Source organism: Sodalinema gerasimenkoae IPPAS B-353 (assembly GCF_009846485.1).
Taxonomy (GTDB): Bacteria; Cyanobacteriota; Cyanobacteriia; order Cyanobacteriales; family Geitlerinemataceae; genus Sodalinema; species Sodalinema gerasimenkoae.
This window is the reverse complement of sequence record NZ_ML776472.1, coordinates 3,314,855-3,331,647: the sequence shown is the minus strand read 5'-3', so window position 1 is coordinate 3,331,647 and position 16,793 is coordinate 3,314,855. Positions and strand designations below refer to the sequence as shown.

General features: G+C 50.9%; 15 protein-coding genes and 1 pseudogene. 4 read left to right on the top strand and 12 right to left on the bottom strand.

Annotation, left to right across the window (positions count from 1 at the left end):
- Positions 1-389: 389 nt before the first annotated feature.
- Positions 390-1,484, top strand: coding sequence for an AAA family ATPase (locus L855_RS14465; protein ID WP_246198884.1), 1,095 nt, complete (start codon positions 390-392; stop codon positions 1,482-1,484).
- A 16-nt stretch (positions 1,485-1,500) separates the two neighbouring features.
- Positions 1,501-2,127 (top strand): DUF4276 family protein, encoded by a 627-nt coding sequence (locus L855_RS14460; protein WP_159789156.1) that lies wholly within the window; start codon positions 1,501-1,503, stop codon positions 2,125-2,127.
- A 126-nt stretch (positions 2,128-2,253) separates the two neighbouring features.
- Here L855_RS14460 and L855_RS14455 read toward each other — a convergent pair whose 3' ends face one another.
- The 7 genes from L855_RS14455 to L855_RS14430 all read right to left on the bottom strand — a co-directional run bounded on the left by L855_RS14455 (position 2,254) and on the right by L855_RS14430 (position 11,069).
- On the bottom strand, positions 2,254-3,603 hold the full coding sequence (locus L855_RS14455; protein WP_246198882.1) for an ATP-binding protein: 1,350 nt from the start codon (positions 3,601-3,603) through the stop codon (positions 2,254-2,256).
- Between the two features lie 42 nt (positions 3,604-3,645).
- Positions 3,646-4,278: a hypothetical protein gene (locus tag L855_RS14450; protein WP_219729922.1), complete on the bottom strand. Its 633-nt coding sequence runs from the start codon at positions 4,276-4,278 to the stop codon at positions 3,646-3,648.
- A 12-nt stretch (positions 4,279-4,290) separates the two neighbouring features.
- Positions 4,291-4,770, bottom strand: a complete 480-nt coding sequence (gene aroQ / locus L855_RS14445; protein ID WP_425500608.1) for a type II 3-dehydroquinate dehydratase — start codon at positions 4,768-4,770, stop codon at positions 4,291-4,293.
- A gap of 13 nt (positions 4,771-4,783) precedes the next feature.
- Positions 4,784-4,921, bottom strand: a complete 138-nt coding sequence (locus L855_RS21195; protein ID WP_170189993.1) for a hypothetical protein — start codon at positions 4,919-4,921, stop codon at positions 4,784-4,786.
- A gap of 138 nt (positions 4,922-5,059) precedes the next feature.
- Positions 5,060-7,723 carry a putative bifunctional diguanylate cyclase/phosphodiesterase gene (locus L855_RS14440; protein ID WP_159789149.1) on the bottom strand — a complete coding sequence of 888 codons (2,664 nt, stop codon included), beginning with the start codon at positions 7,721-7,723 and terminating at the stop codon, positions 5,060-5,062.
- 125 nt (positions 7,724-7,848) lie between these two features.
- Positions 7,849-9,348, bottom strand: coding sequence for a M16 family metallopeptidase (locus L855_RS14435; RefSeq protein WP_159789147.1), 1,500 nt, complete (start codon positions 9,346-9,348; stop codon positions 7,849-7,851).
- Between the two features lie 155 nt (positions 9,349-9,503).
- Entirely contained in the window at positions 9,504-11,069 is a 1,566-nt protein-coding gene (locus tag L855_RS14430) for a M16 family metallopeptidase (protein ID WP_159789145.1), read from the bottom strand.
- Between the two features lie 185 nt (positions 11,070-11,254).
- On the opposite strand from L855_RS14430, the gene L855_RS14425 reads away from it, so the two are divergent.
- A complete protein-coding gene (locus L855_RS14425; protein ID WP_159789143.1) occupies positions 11,255-11,875 on the top strand; it encodes a TetR/AcrR family transcriptional regulator in 621 nt (206 codons plus the stop codon).
- On the opposite strand, the gene L855_RS14420 is transcribed toward L855_RS14425, so the two are convergent.
- The 3 genes and pseudogenes from L855_RS14420 to L855_RS14410 all read right to left on the bottom strand — a co-directional run bounded on the left by L855_RS14420 (position 11,872) and on the right by L855_RS14410 (position 15,025).
- Positions 11,872-12,498 carry a 4Fe-4S single cluster domain-containing protein gene (locus L855_RS14420; protein WP_159789141.1) on the bottom strand — a complete coding sequence of 209 codons (627 nt, stop codon included), beginning with the start codon at positions 12,496-12,498 and terminating at the stop codon, positions 11,872-11,874. The genes L855_RS14425 and L855_RS14420 overlap by 4 nt on opposite strands.
- Before the next feature lie 248 nt (positions 12,499-12,746).
- Positions 12,747-13,825: pseudogene (psbA, locus tag L855_RS14415) on the bottom strand (photosystem II q(b) protein).
- Between the two features lie 192 nt (positions 13,826-14,017).
- Positions 14,018-15,025 (bottom strand): hypothetical protein, encoded by a 1,008-nt coding sequence (locus L855_RS14410; protein ID WP_159789139.1) that lies wholly within the window; start codon positions 15,023-15,025, stop codon positions 14,018-14,020.
- 281 nt (positions 15,026-15,306) lie between these two features.
- On the opposite strand from L855_RS14410, the gene L855_RS14405 reads away from it, so the two are divergent.
- Entirely contained in the window at positions 15,307-15,765 is a 459-nt protein-coding gene (locus L855_RS14405) for a hypothetical protein (protein WP_159789137.1), read from the top strand.
- Positions 15,766-15,793: 28 nt separating this feature from the next.
- Here L855_RS14405 and L855_RS14400 read toward each other — a convergent pair whose 3' ends face one another.
- Positions 15,794-16,399, bottom strand: a complete 606-nt coding sequence (locus tag L855_RS14400; protein WP_159789135.1) for a (2Fe-2S) ferredoxin domain-containing protein — start codon at positions 16,397-16,399, stop codon at positions 15,794-15,796.
- Positions 16,400-16,673: 274 nt separating this feature from the next.
- Positions 16,674-16,793, bottom strand: coding sequence for a hypothetical protein (locus L855_RS22895; protein WP_425500607.1), 120 nt, complete (start codon positions 16,791-16,793; stop codon positions 16,674-16,676).

Here is a 16,793-nt window from a genome sequence, read left to right as displayed (position 1 = left end):
CATGAGATGTAGCTTGGACTATCATCTTAGTTTATCCCATACTAAAGGGGGGTTCAGGGTTTTTGGCTAAGATATGGACTTGTGGGCTTGATTTGGACAGAAATCTATAGCACCATATAAAAATTAGAATAATTAAACTCGATAGAAATGTCTCAACAGTCAGTTCCTCGAATTGAATATCTCAGAGTTCAAAACTATCGTGCTTTATTCGATAGAAATGTCTCAACAGTCAGTTCCTCGAATTGAATATCTCAGAGTTCAAAACTATCGTGCTTTACATGACCTTGAGCTGAAAAACATCACGCCGCTCACCGCTTTTTTGGGAGCCAACGGAAGCGGAAAATCGATATGACCTTGAGCTGAAAAACATCACGCCGCTCACCGCTTTTTTGGGAGCCAACGGAAGCGGAAAATCGACAATATTTGATGTTTTTGCGTTTCTCTCAGAATGCTTTACGGAAAGTCTCAGAAAAGCTTGGGATAAACGAGGTAGATTTCGAGAACTTCGCACCAGAGGGCAAGAGGGATGTATTGTCATCGAACTCAAATATCGAGAAACATCTGAATCTCCCCTAATTACCTATCATCTCTCCATTGATGAAGAAAATAATCGTCCCTACGTAGCAAAAGAATGGTTACATTGGCGACGAGGACGAACAGGCGCACCCTTCCGCTTTCTCGACTTCAAAAATGGTGCAGGAGACGTCATTAGCGGGGAAATGCCTGATGAAGAAGACGAACGCATCACCGAAGAATTAGAATCCCCTGAACTTTTGGCTGTGAATACCCTAGGGCAATTTGCAAAACATCCCCGTGTTAGTGCTTTACGTCGCTTTATCACGGGTTGGTATCTCTCTTACCTCACGGCAGACCATGCCCGCACTATCCCAGAAGCCGGGGTACAAGAACGACTTTCACCAACTGGAGATAATTTACCAAATGTTATACAATATCTTAAGGAAGAACATCCTGATAGATTGGATAGCATCTTAAGGACTTTGTCAAGACGAATCCCGAGACTTGAGAAAGTAGAAGCTTCGATTATGCAAGATGGTAGGCTCTTACTACAGATAAAAGATGCTCCGTTTAATCAGCCCATTTTGGCTAAATTTGCCTCAGATGGAACATTAAAAATGTTGGCTTACTTAACCGTTTTATATGACCCAGACCCACCTCAACTGATTGGGGTGGAAGAACCCGAAAATCATTTACATCCTCGCTTACTTCCTGAACTGACTGAAGAATGCCGTGCTGCTTCGACTCGCACTCAGCTAATGGTGACAACCCACTCTCCCTTTTTTGTTGATGGGTTAAGGCCAGAAGAACTCTGGGTTTTATATCGAGATCAAAATGGATTTACGCAAGCAAAACGAACTGCTGATATGCAAGGGGTTAAAGAATTTATGGAACATGGCGCATTACTGGGGTCTTTATGGATGGAAGATTTCTTTGAGGCCGGAAACCCCCTAAAAGAAAACCATTAAACTATAAACTTGGTTGATGAGCGATTCTCTTTTACATCTTGAATTTTTACTTGAAGAACCCTCTTTAGAAGAAGCTTTGAGCTATATTCTTCCCAAGACATTAAGAAATAAAGCAACATTTAGAACTCATGCGTTTAGAGGTAAAACAGACTTAATTAGAAAATTGCCTGGTCGCTTAAAAGGCTATTCAGCATGGCTGCCTGAAAACTATAAAATCATTGTCTTGATTGATGAAGATAGAGAAGATTGTCAACAGTTAAAGCAGCAACTTGAAACTATAGCCCAATCAGCCGGATTGACTACAAAATCATCCAATCCTCCTGACAAGGCTTATCAAGTTATCAATCGCATTGTTATTGAAGAACTTGAGGCGTGGTTTTTTGGGGACGTAGATGCAATTTGTCAGGCTTATCCAAAAGTATCTCCGAACCTAGCGAATCAAGCTAGATATCGAGACCCTGACGCAATCCAAGGCGGAACGTGGGAAGCCTTAGAACGGGTGCTAAAAAGAGCCGGTTATCATAGCGGAGGCTTAGAAAAATTTAGAGCAGCAAGGGAAATTGCTCCCTACATGAACCCCTCTATTAACCGTTCTAGGAGCTTCCAGATATTTTACAAAAGTTTGTTGGAGATGACTTCATGATATTCACCCCTGAAAACGAGATCGAAGAATTCGACCTCCAACTCACTAACAAGTTAGATTATAACTACCAATGCGGTTATGGTATCTAGCCAGGAGAGACAACCCCAGAGTGAGAACGTTCTAGTATTATGAATCGTTCATCTCCGCCGCTTCTAGGAGTATGGGATTGACATCAAACCAGGATTGACGGCGTTCTTGGTACTCAAAGACCATGCGGCTGCGAATCAGGTTCTCATAGCCAACTTGGTCTTGTACTTTCTGGGTTTGGCGGACTTCCCGCAACAACTCCCACTCCCGAGGGGAAATCGCTAATGTCATTTCGTTACAGCGATCGCAAATGGCTTCTTCCAGAGTAGCCTCAGTTAAGGGAAGTTGCATCTCTTCTTCGACCCATTGAGACAGCAATTGTAACAAATCCCGCACATGGCCCCCCGTCACGCGACACAGGCGGTCAAAGACTGCGGGAGTCTCGAAAATCTCGCCAATTCGCTCTAGGCGTTCGGCTTCCGTCAACTGGGGAAAGGCCCGGGCCAAGACCATTTGTTTGAGTTTCGCTAATCCTTCTGGACAATCCTCGCCGTTGCGATGACGGATGGAGACCATGGGGAGACATTCTGGTTTATCTGGAAATCGCTGGGTTAGATTGCCAAATTCGTTGGAAAAACGCAACCCTAGGGGCATTGTATAGACAGTGTGACAGGCGAGTTTTGTGAGTAATTCTCCTCGTTCGACGAAGAGATATTCTTGTTGCGATCGCCCCGAAGGTTTGGGACGATTATCGATGCGGTCAAGGTTATCTACAATCACCACTAATCCGGCATAGCCTTGGTTTTTCAAGGACTCGATTCCCGATTGGATTAACTCCTCGTTAAGGGTTGAGAGTAAGCCGGTCACTTTTGGCCCCAAGTATTGGCTTAATTTCTCGCGAATCCGTGAGTCATTTTTCGCTCTCACGGTCAGGGAGGCAATTCCGGCGGACAGAGAAACGCTGTTTGTTTGGGTATCTAATTCTCCCTTCAGGGTCAAGGTTCCCAGGGAGGCTTTCACGTCAATCTCTGTGGTTAAGACCTCCTGAGTCCGCTGAATCAGTCTCCTCAACCCCGTGGCTTCAGGGACGGCAATCTCTTCGAGTTTGGCACTGACGCGCTTGGCAATGGTCAAAAGAACATCAATAATATCCACATCGGCGGTGTCGATATCTTCGTCGGATTCAAAGTTGACGACACAAAATCCTTCGGCTTCTAATTCGGCTTGTAATCGATGAAGTTCTGTCGATTTACCGCAGCCAATATGTCCGGTAAATAGGGAACAACTTGGCTGTTTTCGTCGTAATACGGCGATGCGATGCTTAAGTTTACTGATGCTGTCATAGCCGCGAACGCTTGTAAAGTCAATATAGTATTGTCTATCGTCTTCTTGGCTAATGACTAGGGTTTTACTTGGGTTGATGCAGTTAAAAAATTCGATATAATCCACGATCGCCTAGCCCCATAAAACAGCAAACATATCAACTATTATCTATGAATCGAGACGTTCCCCGGTGACGGCGATCGCCCCCAGGGGAGGGGGCCAGGGGTCACAGTCGAGTCGCCCTAGCCAGCGTTGCCAAATCTCCCAAGCCAGGCTATCGAGGGCATTGAGGCGATCGCCGGACAATCGCAACCGCTCCCGAGCTGGAATCCCTGCCCGAGTCCGTAGCGCCCCCGTTAATGCCCTTAAAATCGCTCTAACCTCTCCTGAGTCACAATTGGCACTAAAGCCGTCTCCCTGAAACGCCAAGAGGGTTTTAAGAGCTTGTTTGAGGGCGGGAGTAGGGTTTGTAATTTTCTCGGATTGACTGAGGAGGCGATCGCCCACGGCCAATCCCACGGCCTTAGCCAACGGCTGTAACTCGGGGGCTAACTCCGACAAGGCCTCTAGCCGCTGATGGTAGAACAAGCCAGCAACCGTCGCCAGACCCAACTGCACCGGAAACTCGGCATACTGAGAATGTTGTGCAGGAAGGGTTCGCTGCTGAATTAGACTGTGGAAGAGTTCCGGCGGGACGGTTTCCCAGAGAGATGGCCCCGAAGGCTGTTGTAGATAGCCTAATTCAGCACCCAAAATCGCACCGCGAAAGCTCTCAAATCGGGGTAGAACCATTAAGGCCATCACAGTACGGTTTCAGGTTGAGGGGGATGGGGTTTTGCTCTCTCGCAGGTGTTCGACGAGGGCCTGGAGTCCCAAAATATAGCTATAATAGCCGAAACCACTAATCTGCCCCAGGGCAATGGGGGCGATGTAGGAGTGGTGACGAAAGGCCTCCCGTTGGTGGATATTGCTGAGGTGAACTTCCACCGTGGGCAGTTTGACAGCGGCGATCGCATCCCGCATCGCGACGCTGGTATGAGTGTAGGCCGCAGGGTTAATCAGCAACCCCTGATATTGTCCCCAGGCCTCCTGAATGGCATCGACTAACGCCCCTTCATGATTCGACTGAAAGCACGAAACTTTAACCTGTAAAGTCCGTGCCTGTGCTTCTATGCGTTTGTTGATCTCAGTCAGAGTGAGCGAGCCATACACATTGGGTTCCCGTTGACCTAACAAGTTCAGATTCGGGCCATGGAGGACGAGAATCTGAAACGAGGGGTCTTGGCTGGACAGCGTTACCAAGAGACTAACGACGAACCCGGCGATCGTTAACCGGAATCGGAATTGCCTCGGGTTCGGGTTGCGCTTCGGGTCCGAGGACTGCATCTATGAGTTTGCGAGTCCATTCTCGAACCTTATCCAATACCTTTTCGATGTAATCCATTAATCCGATAGCTCCTTCAGTTGAGCAGCAGGCCTTGACTCGCCGGTCAAGCTACCACAGCTTTAACAGTTTTAGGCGTTAGTTCCATCATAGCGAAATCCCTCCAAAGGGTCAAAGTTTTAAGGTGAATTTTGCAATTCACCAACGGGGGCGACGAGCCAGGAGTTGGGCGGCGGCCGGAGCGGGGAGGGGTTTGGCGAACCAATAGCCCTGACCGATATCACAGCCGAGTGCCCGCAGTTGTGCCAGTTGCTCAGGGGTTTCGATCCCTTCGGCGATCGCATCCAAGCCCAGGATATGAGCCAATTCCAGAATAGTGCGGATAATGGCGCGATCTTGCGAAGAATTCTCCATACGCCAGACAAAGGAACGGTCAATTTTAAGGGTATTGACAGGAAAGCGATTCAGATAACTCAGGGAACTATAGCCGGTGCCAAAATCATCAATTCCTAACTTAACGTGAAGAGATTTCAGATCGTGAAGAATCTCCAGGGTGGTCTGGATTTCTTCCATGACAGCACTTTCGGTAATTTCCAATTTCAGGCATTGGGGATCTAACCCGGTCTCCCTCAAAATATCCCGTAGCCGTTGTTTCAAATCCGGAGCTTGTAACTGATAAGGAGATAAATTCACACTAATAATACTCTGTTCATAGCCAGGAAACTGACGTTGCCAGGCCTGCATTTGATAGCAGGCTTCATAGAGTACCCAGGCTCCCAGGGGCATGATGGCGCCGGTTTCCTCGGCTACGGGGATGAATTCAGCAGGAGAGACCATTCCCCGTTGGGGATGTTGCCAACGCAGGAGGGCTTCAAAACCAGCAATTTCCCCTGAACGTAAGTCTACGAGGGGTTGGTAATAGACCCGGAAGCGATCGCCGAGTTCCGAGTGGGGTAGATTAGAATCAGTCAGGCCCTCCTCATCAGTGTCATGAACGGGAGGAAGATAGACTTGAGAGTGACTCATCGACTCCCGTAAGTCGAGTTCCAGTTGAAAGCTCGAAATTGCCTGTACCTGTAGTTCTCGGTCAAAGGCGATGGGTTGAGAAAGTTGTAGGGCTTTGGCCCGGTGCATGGCAGACTTCGCATCTTCGAGCAACAGGGTCTGAGTTTGTGCACCATAAGCCACGCCAATACTAGCGGTCAGGAAGACCGGCTGGCCCGTCTCCAGAATAAACGGGCGTTTGAGATGACGACGCAACTGTTGGGCTACCTCCATAACCGAGTCCAAACTGGGGGCGTTGGGGAGTAACAGAACAAACTCATCGGCCCCCACGCGGGCAAGATAGTCGCCAGGCTGCAACAGGGATTGCAACCGTTTACTGATGCTGATGAGGATGTGATCGCCCGTGTGATAGCCCAAACAGGTATTAACGGCCTTAAAACGATTGAGATCCAAGACAATCGCCCCCATAAACCGAGCCTGTCCCCAAGACCAAAAGCGCCAGCTTGGCCACATCTGATAGAGAACCGTTTGATTGGGCAGTTTAGTTAAGGGGTCATTTAAAAAATGGTGGGTGAGTGCATAGATCAAGCTCAGGGTTCCCCCTAGCAGCATACCCCAACGAATCCAAACACCCGGTAGCCAAATTTTCATGGCAAGGAAGCCCCATTCCAGGACGCTCAACCCCAGCACTGTCAGCAGAAGCGCCCCGAGTAGGAGTCCAGGATGGCGTAGCCGCCAAACCAGGCTCATCACTAAGGCAATCCAACCCCAACCCCATAGCCATTCGAGCCAATCTGGGACAATTCGCCAGGGTCGTTGTTGTCCTAGGGCCAAGCCGATGAGCTGATTGGCCATGTTCCCGTGCAGTTTGACCCCAGGCATCTTCACCATGTCACTCTCAGTCTGTTGGGAACTAAAGGGAGTGGCGAAGCGATCGCGGAGGGTGGGAGCAATGGAGCCGATTAAGACAATGCGATCGCGCAGCAGTTGGGGGTTGAAGTCCCCCTCCAATAACTGGCGCACGGATATCATCTGCGCGTCACCGGACTCGCCATCGTCAACCCCGTTATCCTTCACATAGGTGAGGAGGATTTGATAGCCCGAATCATCGATGTGATGATAGCCCCCGGCAGAACTGGAGAGGGGAACCAGTCGCGACTTCCCGAAACGAATCCCCTCGGGATGACGGGGATCATTTTCTAAGGCAATTCCCTCAGGTTCGAGATACTTGAGGACCACCCGCAAGCCAAACGAATAGGCAATCTCGCCCTCCCGGGTGTTGGCCAAGAGCAAATGGCGACGAACCACTTGATCGCGATCGAGGATGACATCATTAAACCCCACCTGATCATCAGGAACCACCGCTGGGGCAGCAACGGCACTGGCAAGGTTCTGAATGGCGATGAGGTTGTCAGCGCTGAGTTGTTCGGCTAAGGCTGTATCTCCCTCATCGGGGTCGAGATCACGATAGATATCTAAACCAATCACGCGAGGAGTATGGGCCTGCAAGGCGGCCAAGACCTCAGCCAAACGCTCATCTGAGAGGGGCCATTGATAGCGCTCAATATCCTCTTCGGTAATTCCTAAAATCACTAGACGAGGATCGAGATGCTCCTGGCTGCCGCGACGCATCGCGGCATCAAACATCGCCAGTTCTCCCCTCTCAAAGCTCCCAAGCGTCTGTAGCAGGATGAGCATGAGCATCACCAGGAGGTTGAGAGCCAGGTTGGTGTAATTGATGAGACCCTTATCGTGATGCACGAGTGATCGCAGCCATTGGGGTAAGCGACTCTGTGAGAGTTTCGCTCGCAATAGCTTTAAGAGCGCGCAGTTTCTCAGAGTGTATGAACGACTCACAAGGGCAAGATCCGGGAATCACTAGGGGACACACAGGGGCCTGTTATACCGCAAACCAGGGGTGCAGCAGTGAGGTTACCCTATTCTTGTGCCTCCTATCCTAGTCTGGGGAGAGGTCACCTGATTTAACTCGGTTCAGGAATGGTGACATCAATAAAGGTGATCTGATCCTGAGGGGCAATCGCATCCAGGGGAGGTTCAATGGCGTCACGATTGCCTACCACCAGGGTGACCAACTGCTCAGGGTCAAGATAGGTTTGCGCCACTCGCAATATATCCTCAACGGTGGTCTCTCTGACAGCGTCTTGGTAGCGGAAGAGAAAGTCTGTGGGGTAGTCGTAATAGTCGTAGGTTAAAAGGCGCGAGAGGGTTTGGGCACGGCTGGCAAAGTTAAAGACAAAGGAGTTCAGGGTAGAATCCTGGGCAAACTGTAATTCTTCTGGGGTAATGGGTTCTCGGCGAATGCGATCGAGTTCCTGTCGCACTGCTTGAATAAAGGGAACCGTTGCCTCTGAGCGGGTTTGTCCCCCGGCCCGAAACACTCCCGGATAGTCATATTGCGCACCCCAAAAGCCATAGACCGAGTAGGCTAACCCTTGGCGCGATCGCACTTCGTTAAAGAGCCGCCCACCAAAACCACTCAGAACATTGTTCATCACCCCCAAAACTGGATAATCTGGGTCATTGCGGACTCCCCCGAGATGGCCGAGTTCCACATAACTTTGGGTTAACTCCGGGCGATCGACCATAAACACTCCCTCAGTCTCAGCTTGGGAAATCTCCGACAAGGAGGAAGAGGGATCGGCTAAGGAGGAGGCTGTGGCTTGCCAATCTCCTAGGGTTTCCTCAATTCGGCGTTTCATCTGGCTAGAGTCAAAGTCACCCACCAAGCCCAGAATTAGGCGATCGGGTTGCACGGAGGCTTGATAGAAATCCTGAATATCCTCTCGTTCAATGGCATCGAGGGTGTCATATTCCATGGTCCGAGCATAGGGACTTTGCTCACCATAAATCAGTTTCTGAAACTCACGATTGGCAATGCTACCGGGTTCATCATTACGTCGAGCAATGTTCCCCCGCGCTTGGTTTTTCAGTAGGGCCAACTGTTGGGGGTCAAAGGCCGGCTCGCGCAATACATCCACAAAGAGATTAAAGACGCTCTCTAAATCAGAGCTGAGGGCATCAAAGCGCAGGGTTCCGTTACTGGTGCCAATGGAGGCTTCCACGGAGGCAGCTTTTTGTTCTAACTCCCGATTCAGCCGCTCGGGGGGATAATTGACGGTTCCTCCAGCGCGCATTAGGGCCCCGGTGAGGCTGGCTAACCCTACTTTAGCGGCGGGTTCAACGCGACTGCCGGTTTTAATCAGGCCCACGCCGGAGACTAACGGCAGCGTATGATCTTCCATCAGATAAACCTTTAGACCATTATCGAGTTGAAATTGCTCATACTCCGGGAGTTGGACTTCTGGCAGGGGGGGAAAGTCTAAATCTCTGTAATGTCGCGGCGTGGCGGCTACGGAAGGGGGAGCTTGTAACAATTGGCTAATCAGTAGCCCCACGAGAAAGAGTAAGGCCAAGTAGGGGCGCAGATGGTTCCAGAAGGGAGTTTGGGACGGCTCAGACATAAGTTCAGAATCGGGGGGTCAGGATAGTAGGGAGTGAAGGCAACAGGCAATAGGCAGCAGGCAATAGGCAGCAGGCAATAGGCAGCAGGTAGGGGATTTTCTCCCAACTTAGGGTATCAAGCAGGCAATCTTCGATTGCTATAGAGGATAGGTTTCTAGGAGGGGAGCAATTTGCCAATGGTACGATTTTCTGGCCGGAAGGTTTCTCGGGCAACACGGCGAATATCGTTGGCGGTGACGGCATCGATGGCTTCGATTTCCCGAAAGAGGTTACGCCAGTCGCCGGTTTTGGCTTGGTATTCGGCCAGGAGACTGGCCATGCCGGAATTGGAGTTGAGCGATCGCACTAAACGGGCTTTGGCTTGGGTTTTCACCCGCTCCAAGTCCTCAGAGGCGACAGTCTGTTGTTTTATCTGCTCAATTTCCCGACGCAGGGCCGTTTGCACGTCGTCTAGACTATGGTTGGGAGCGGTGAGGGCATAGAACAGCACGAGATTCGGGAATTTATCACCGGGAAAGCCATTGAGGCCTTGGGCAGTGAGGGCGATTTGTTCTTGTTCTACCAGGGATTGATAGAGTCGGGAGGTGCGGCCATCGCTGAGGAGGGCGACGAGCAACTCATAGGTGGCGTTGTCGGGATGGGTACGGGCGGGACGGTGATAGCCTTCTAAGTACCAGGGTTGACTGGGAAAGCGCACTTCTACATCCCGAGTTTCCCGTTGAGGGGGTTCAACTTCGGTGACATCTGGAGGGCTAGGCCCTGGCTCATAGCGACCAAAATAGATTTGGGCCAACTCCTGAACTTGGGAGAGTTCGACATCGCCGACAATGGCTACGGTGAGGTTGTTGGGAACGTAGTAGGTTTCGTAGAACTCCCATGTGTCTTGGGGGGTGAGGTTGCGGATATCGGCTTCATGGCCAATCACCGGTTGGCGGTAGGGATGAACGGAGAAGGCGGTGAGGAGAAATTCTTCTACGAGACTGCCGATGGCGGAATTGTCGGTTCCCAGACGACGTTCTTCTAGGATGACCTCTTGTTCTTCATAGAATTCTCGAAACACTGGTTCTAGGAAGCGTTCCGATTCGAGGGACATCCAGAGTTCGAGTTTGTTGGCGGGGAAGCTATAGAAGTAGCGAGTGGCATCAGCGGAGGTGGTGGCGTTGAGGCCGACGCCGCCATATTGCTCGACGATTTGACCAAATTCATTCTGAATGACGTACTCTGAGGCCTGTTGTTGGATGGCTCGGAAGTCTGCTTCGAGTTCCTGAACTTGGGCGTCGTCGCCGGCGGTCCGGGCCTGGCGGATTTGCTCATGGAGTTCATCAAGCTGTTGTAGCAGGGGGGCTTCGGCCTCATAGTCTTTGGTGCCGATGCGGGGGGTTCCTTTGAAGGCTAAATGTTCGAGAAAGTGAGCGACACCGGTTTTATCGGGGGGTTCGTTGGCCCCACCGGCATCGGCATAGGTCATAAAGGAGATGACGGGAGCCTCATGGCGTTCTAAGACAATGAATTTCATCCCATTGTCTAGGGTGAATTCACGGATTTGGGCTTGGGTGCGATCGAGGTAGGGTTTAATAGAATCGGCCCAACTCGGAGCGGGGATCAGGGTTAACGCCAAGAGAAGGGGGATGAGAAGAAGGGCGATCGCCCGCCCGGGACGAGGAGGCTTGATGGCAGCGGTGCTCGGATGGGTTTGCAACCGGTGGGGAAACGTGAACATAAGGTGAGTCGGTTATCGTTGAGTGGGTCTTAAGGCTGGGGCTTAATGTGAGTCCAGATATAGAAGTTTTGCGATATATAACTTCTGATAACAATCTGTGAATGTTTCCGCATTTTTTTCAAAACTTATCCCAAAATAATGTTAGCAACTCTTAAAGCTAAAGTCCTCGAGTTTTATTAAGACCGATGAAGACAATGCTCCACCCGACCCGCACCCCAGAGGCGGAAACCCGCACGCGAATTTTAGCATCGGCTCGTCGGTTGTTTGCCCATCAAGGGTTTGAGGGCACCACCACCCGCGCCCTGGCCCGGGCCGCTGGGGTGGCCGAGGGAACCCTCTTCCGACATTTTGACAACAAAAAGGCCATTTTGGTGGAAGTGGCCACTCAAGGTTGGGTGGAACTGCTGACGGATTTACTGACGGAACTGAGTGAGATGGGGAGTTACAAGTCCGTCTCACAGGTGATTCAGCGTCGCTTGTTCCATCTCCGGGAAAATGCCGATTTGATGCGAGTCTGCTTTTTGGAGGCTCAGTTTCACCCGGAACTGCGCGATCGCATTCAAGAGGATGCGATCGCCAAAATGATGGATGTGGCGGAAGCGTTTGTGGAAACGGGGATAGAACGGGGGATTTATCGCCCCATGAACCCCCGCTTAGTGGCGAAGGTGTTTCTGGGCATTTTTGCCATCTCTGGGTTTAGCTATCAAACCCTCATGGAAGGGAATCCCTCTCCAGAAGCAATGAAAGAGATTGCTGATGGACTAGCGGATATTTTCCTGAATGGGGTTCTGGTGAAGGATGCTTAGGGCGATAACTCCTGGCCGATTCCTTGCTGTCCACGAAATCCGGTGATAATTCGGGTTCCGTCTTTGAGAATATGGATTTCCATCTGATCACTGGCCCAGTCGAGGCGAGATTGTAGTTCCGGGTTGAAGACTCGCACCCGTTGATTGCGGGAGGAGACAAGGGAGGTGGGATCATGGATGGCTTGAGTCTCAACGTAGGGGCCATCGATGAGCAAATCCAGTTGTTCGAGTAGGGCCGAGGCTCCTGGAGGAGCGCTGGGCGATCGCAATTCGTCCAAGGTAAAGCCACTAAAGGACATCACGGTTAAGCCTTGGCCTTTCAAGCGTCGCGCTAACTCGGCTAAGGCGGGGGCTTGCCAAAAGGGTTCTCCCCCAGAAAATGTTACTCCTTCGTTTAAGGCATTGCCAGTCACCCGTTCGACTAATTCATCAATGGAGATGAGTTGATTGGCTTCAAAAGACCAAGAACTGGGGTTAAAACAGCCTGGACATTCCCGCAAGCAGCCTTGCACCCAAATGACAGCCCGTTTACCGGGGCCATTCACTTCAGATTCATCCACATAGCCCATAATGTTGAGAAAGCCGGGGGGGATGGATTGGCTTGGAGGTTGTGTTGAAGTCATGGTTGCTTAATTGCGTTCAAGTTATAAATGCTCGGCATCATAGAGGCGCCGAAATCAAGGCTACAAAAGGGATTTTGTTAAATAAGCATCTCGGTTGCATCGCTTTACGGTGCTTATTCGATAGTATAGCAATTACAAAAACCGCCATTCCCGAGTCTCAGGAATGGCGGTTTCACAGAACCAGTAGAATGATAGAGACCGTTAGACCTTACAGCCCGTTGAAATTCCCATCTCTGGCAACATCAACCTTAACCGCGAATCTCAGGAGCCGATAGGGCCACCGTGGACGAATCAGCAGCAGCCAAATCTAAGGGGAAGTTGTGAGCATTACGCTCGTGAATCACCTCAATCCCAATGTTGGCACGGTTAATCACATCAGCCCAGGTGTTAATGACCCGACCTTGAGAATCCAGGACCGATTGGTTAAAGTTAAACCCGTTGAGGTTAAAGCCCATGGTACTCACGCCCAAGGCGGCAAACCAGATGCCAATGACGGGCCAAGCGGCGAGGAAGAAGTGGAGAGAGCGGCTGTTGTTAAACGACGCATATTGGAAAATCAAGCGTCCGAAATAGCCGTGAGCTGCCACAATGTTGTAGGTTTCTTCCTCCTGACCAAAGCGATAGCCTTGGTTTTGGGATTGTAGTTCGGTGGTTTCGCGAACCAGAGAGGAGGTCACCAAGGAGCCGTGCATGGCAGAGAACAACGCGCCTCCGAAAACTCCAATCACGCCAAGCATATGAAAGGGGTGCATCAAGATGTTATGTTCGGCCTGGAACACAATCATGAAGTTGAAGGTTCCTGAGACACCCAGCATCATGCCATCGGAGAAACTGTCCTGGCCAATGGGGTAAATTAGCAAGACAGCAGTTGCTGCTGCGACGGGAGCGGAGAAGTCTACAGGAATCCAGGGACGCATCCCTAGACGGTAGGAGAGTTCCCATTCCCGCCCCATATAGGCGTAAATGCCAATGAGGAAGTGCAGCACAATCAGCTCGTAAGGACCGCCGTTATAGAGCCATTCGTCCAAACTAGCGGCTTCCCAGATGGGATAGAGGTGCAACCCCACCGCAGCTGAGGTGGGAACACCGTCCCTGTGATGATGTTGTTGCCGTACAACAGGGAACCGGCTACCGGTTCACGAATCCCGTCAATGTCCACGGGAGGAGCGGCGACAAAGGCCAGAATGAAGACCGTTGCCCCGGTGAGAAGGGTGGGAATCATCAACACGCCGAACCAACCAATATAGAGCCGGTTGTTGGTGCTGGTCACCCATTGACAAAATCGTTCCCAGAGGGAATCTTTTGTCTGAATTGCAGTCAATGTCATAGATAATAACCTCGCTAAGAACCAAGCATCGCTCCAAGAAGATGAATAAATAAATCTTGGAAACGATGTCGTTGCTGTTCTTCAACACTTCCTATTAAAGTAATATCTTTTAATAGCTGTCAAGTTAATTACCATATGGCGATTAAAATAGACAGTTCGTCATAGTTTAGGGAAACTGATGAGTGCTTTGGGTCAAGAGGCAGATCGGTTCTCCTGACGGGCTAGGTAGAGTTGGCGACTATAGTCAACGAGGCGGTTCTTGGCAGTGGCATAGGCGGCGGCTTCTTGGGGAATGAGGCGCAGGAGACGGTTGGCGGTGGCAAAGTTCCCCTCTTGGGCAAAGTGGGCCGCTTGTTGCAATAGCTCTTGAGCTTGCTCTTCTCGGGCGTGACGGTAGAGTCCTAAATGCCGTTGAGCCTCTCGGTAGGCATTCGTTTCTCGGGGAATTTGACGCAGATAGCCAATGGCTCCGGCAAAGTCCTCGGCATAGGCGAGAAACTTAGCCCGATAAAGCCAGTAGTCAGCCTGGGTATTGCGTTTTTCCTGATATTCCAGCAGCTTGGTTTGGACCAACTCACTGACTGGGGTATTCTCGGGAATCTTGTTGAGAAGGGTAATGGCTGAGGCAAAATCCCGTTTCTCGGCCCGATTGAAGGCCTGTTGTAACATCTGCTGCGCTTGTTGGTCGCGGGAAGGTTGAGCGGAGGGGGTGACTGAGGAGGCGTTGACGGTGTTGGGGCGATCGCCACGCCGCTGGGGTTGCACCCGAGCCTGAACCTCTTGGGCGAAGGTGGTTAAATCCTGTTTCCATAACTCCAGTTCCTGTTGGGCGAGTTCTCCCCAAACTTCTGGGGCGACGGTACTCGGAGTTAGGACGAGATCGGGATCGGCTTGGGCTAAGTCTTCAGGAAGGGGGGGAAACTCCCGATTAGATTCCGCTTGAAACAGTTGCTGGCCGTAATATTGACTGGCTAGAAGCACTGCCGTAATTCCGGCACTGGTTCCTAAGGCGTAACACCAAGCGGGGGTCTTGTCTTGATCCTGTTCCCCATTGATGACCATCTTTTTGGGAGCTGGGGGAAGGGGCAAATGTTCATGAACGAGGGCCCGCTTTGGGGGAGGAAGATAGGCCTGACGAACTAGCGGTAATGCCGGGTTGGCACAGGTCTGAGGCTGAGTTGAGGGGCTAAGGTCTGTCATAGGACTTAGAGGGTGACGGTCAACCGTGACGGCAAAATTCTCGGTTCCTCTAGGTACAGCCTTAGGGAACCTCAATCCGGATGGCCGGGACAGCTTTAACCTGCGAGTTTCTACGGAGTCTTCCTGGATGAGGCTATGGGATGGCAGATTTTCACTCGCATCAAGATTTGTAAGGGGACGGCGATAGCGCTGGGATGGGTTTGGTAAAATTCCCCTAGAGTGAATGGGCGATCGCTCGCCGAACCCCGTTCTCTTGCAGTCTTTTCAACCTACTATCAACTATGGCAAATGCCCTTGCAAACGCCCCCGACGTCACCGCAGATCATTATGTGGTTCTCGGACTCGCGGTGTGTTTCCTCCAAGAAGATGGAGAGGTGCAACAGGTTCGCGTGATTGAACCGATTACCTCGTCATCCCTCGAAGCACTGCTCAAAGGCATTCCCACGTCTTATGAGTTGGCCTATGCCACGACGATTGGTGAGATTTTTGATGGGGAGACGTTTCAGGTTCCCGCTGTTTTCCCCGAGGATGCTCAGTTAGGGAATGACTTAACGGAGCGGATTATCGCCAGTACCCGCACCTATGCCAAACGCCCTGAGGCGACTGAGCATATCTCGGTGGGAACCACCTATCGGGAGTTTAATCACAGTTTAGAGCGCAAGCGGGTCCTCAATAGCGATCGCGTGGTCACCACTGACGATAATGTCAAACAACATCAATACACTCACGAGGTTCTCTAGTCCCCGCTTTGCTCTGAGCCGAAATCTCTTAGCCGAAATGCTCTTCTAGCAAGGCTGGGATTTCTTGGGGTTTGATGTTGCTGTGCCGTGCTTTTTTGGGTAAGACCACCAGGTTCGGTGCAGATTTGCAGCGTTTGAGACAGCCGGTTCCTTGGACTTGGATGGAATCGGCCAGTCCCTGCTCGTCGAGGCTCTGTTTGAGAAGTTTACAGAGATCGGCGCCGGCCCGTTTGCGACATTTGGATTTTTGACAGACGAGAATTTTTCCAGCGGGGGCTTTAACGGCGTTGCTGTCCGGTGGGTTCTCTAAGGATTGAGGACCTTTGATCTCCAGGGCGGGACATGGGTCTCCGGATCCGGGTTTGCTGAGTTGCCGCAATCCTGGATGGGGCTGGATTTGCTTGGCTTTTCGCTTAACTTGGTTGGTTTTGGATTTGTATTTCTCGGTCCCTTGCACGGAAATCCAGGTTCCCAGTTCTAGGGTCCAGGGTTGCGATCGCAGGGAGGAACTGAGTTTAATCCGGTGGGTTCCTTCGTCGTTGAGAAGGTTCAAGGCTTTGATTTGGCCTTTGTTATTGCTGCTGACACCGAGGACTCGTCCGACAAGATGGAATTGGCGTTTAGAGGAACTCATGGCTTGAGGTGAAGGGTTGGCTTGTTAGTGAGAATTGTAGTCAATTAAATTAGGGTTGACAAGGGTGATCTGACTCAAATTCCGATTTGAGGTGACTCAAACTAACCCAGATATGGCACATTTGGCGAGAAAACCGCCCAAGGTGGCAAATTCGCGCTCGTTTAATTTATAACAATTTTCAATAAATCAGTCCCTAAAAAACGGACCCGGGACATGGCCCCCGATCCGTTTGCTTGGACTCCCAAGGCTGGGTTAACCCTTGAGGAAGGAGTCATCACTCATTGAGAGCTGTTTTCAGGGTGCTGATGAAATTGGGATACGAAATCGAGGCGGCCTGGGCATTGTAGAGATGACTGGGTCCTTGGGCCAGGAGGGCGGCGATCGCTAAACTCAT

Coding starts and splice junctions, on each gene's coding strand:
- L855_RS14460 (WP_159789156.1), top strand. CDS start 1,501: ATGAGCGATTCTCTTTTACATCTTGAATTTTTACTTGAAGAACCCTCT.
- L855_RS14450 (WP_219729922.1), bottom strand. CDS start 4,278: ATGGCCTTAATGGTTCTACCCCGATTTGAGAGCTTTCGCGGTGCGATT.
- L855_RS21195 (WP_170189993.1), bottom strand. CDS start 4,921: ATGGATTACATCGAAAAGGTATTGGATAAGGTTCGAGAATGGACTCGC.
- L855_RS14435 (WP_159789147.1), bottom strand. CDS start 9,348: ATGTCTGAGCCGTCCCAAACTCCCTTCTGGAACCATCTGCGCCCCTAC.
- L855_RS14430 (WP_159789145.1), bottom strand. CDS start 11,069: ATGTTCACGTTTCCCCACCGGTTGCAAACCCATCCGAGCACCGCTGCC.
- L855_RS14425 (WP_159789143.1), top strand. CDS start 11,255: ATGAAGACAATGCTCCACCCGACCCGCACCCCAGAGGCGGAAACCCGC.
- L855_RS14420 (WP_159789141.1), bottom strand. CDS start 12,498: ATGACTTCAACACAACCTCCAAGCCAATCCATCCCCCCCGGCTTTCTC.
- L855_RS14410 (WP_159789139.1), bottom strand. CDS start 15,025: ATGACAGACCTTAGCCCCTCAACTCAGCCTCAGACCTGTGCCAACCCG.
- L855_RS14405 (WP_159789137.1), top strand. CDS start 15,307: ATGGCAAATGCCCTTGCAAACGCCCCCGACGTCACCGCAGATCATTAT.
- L855_RS14400 (WP_159789135.1), bottom strand. CDS start 16,399: ATGAGTTCCTCTAAACGCCAATTCCATCTTGTCGGACGAGTCCTCGGT.
- L855_RS22895 (WP_425500607.1), bottom strand. CDS start 16,793: ATGAGTTTAGCGATCGCCGCCCTCCTGGCCCAAGGACCCAGTCATCTC.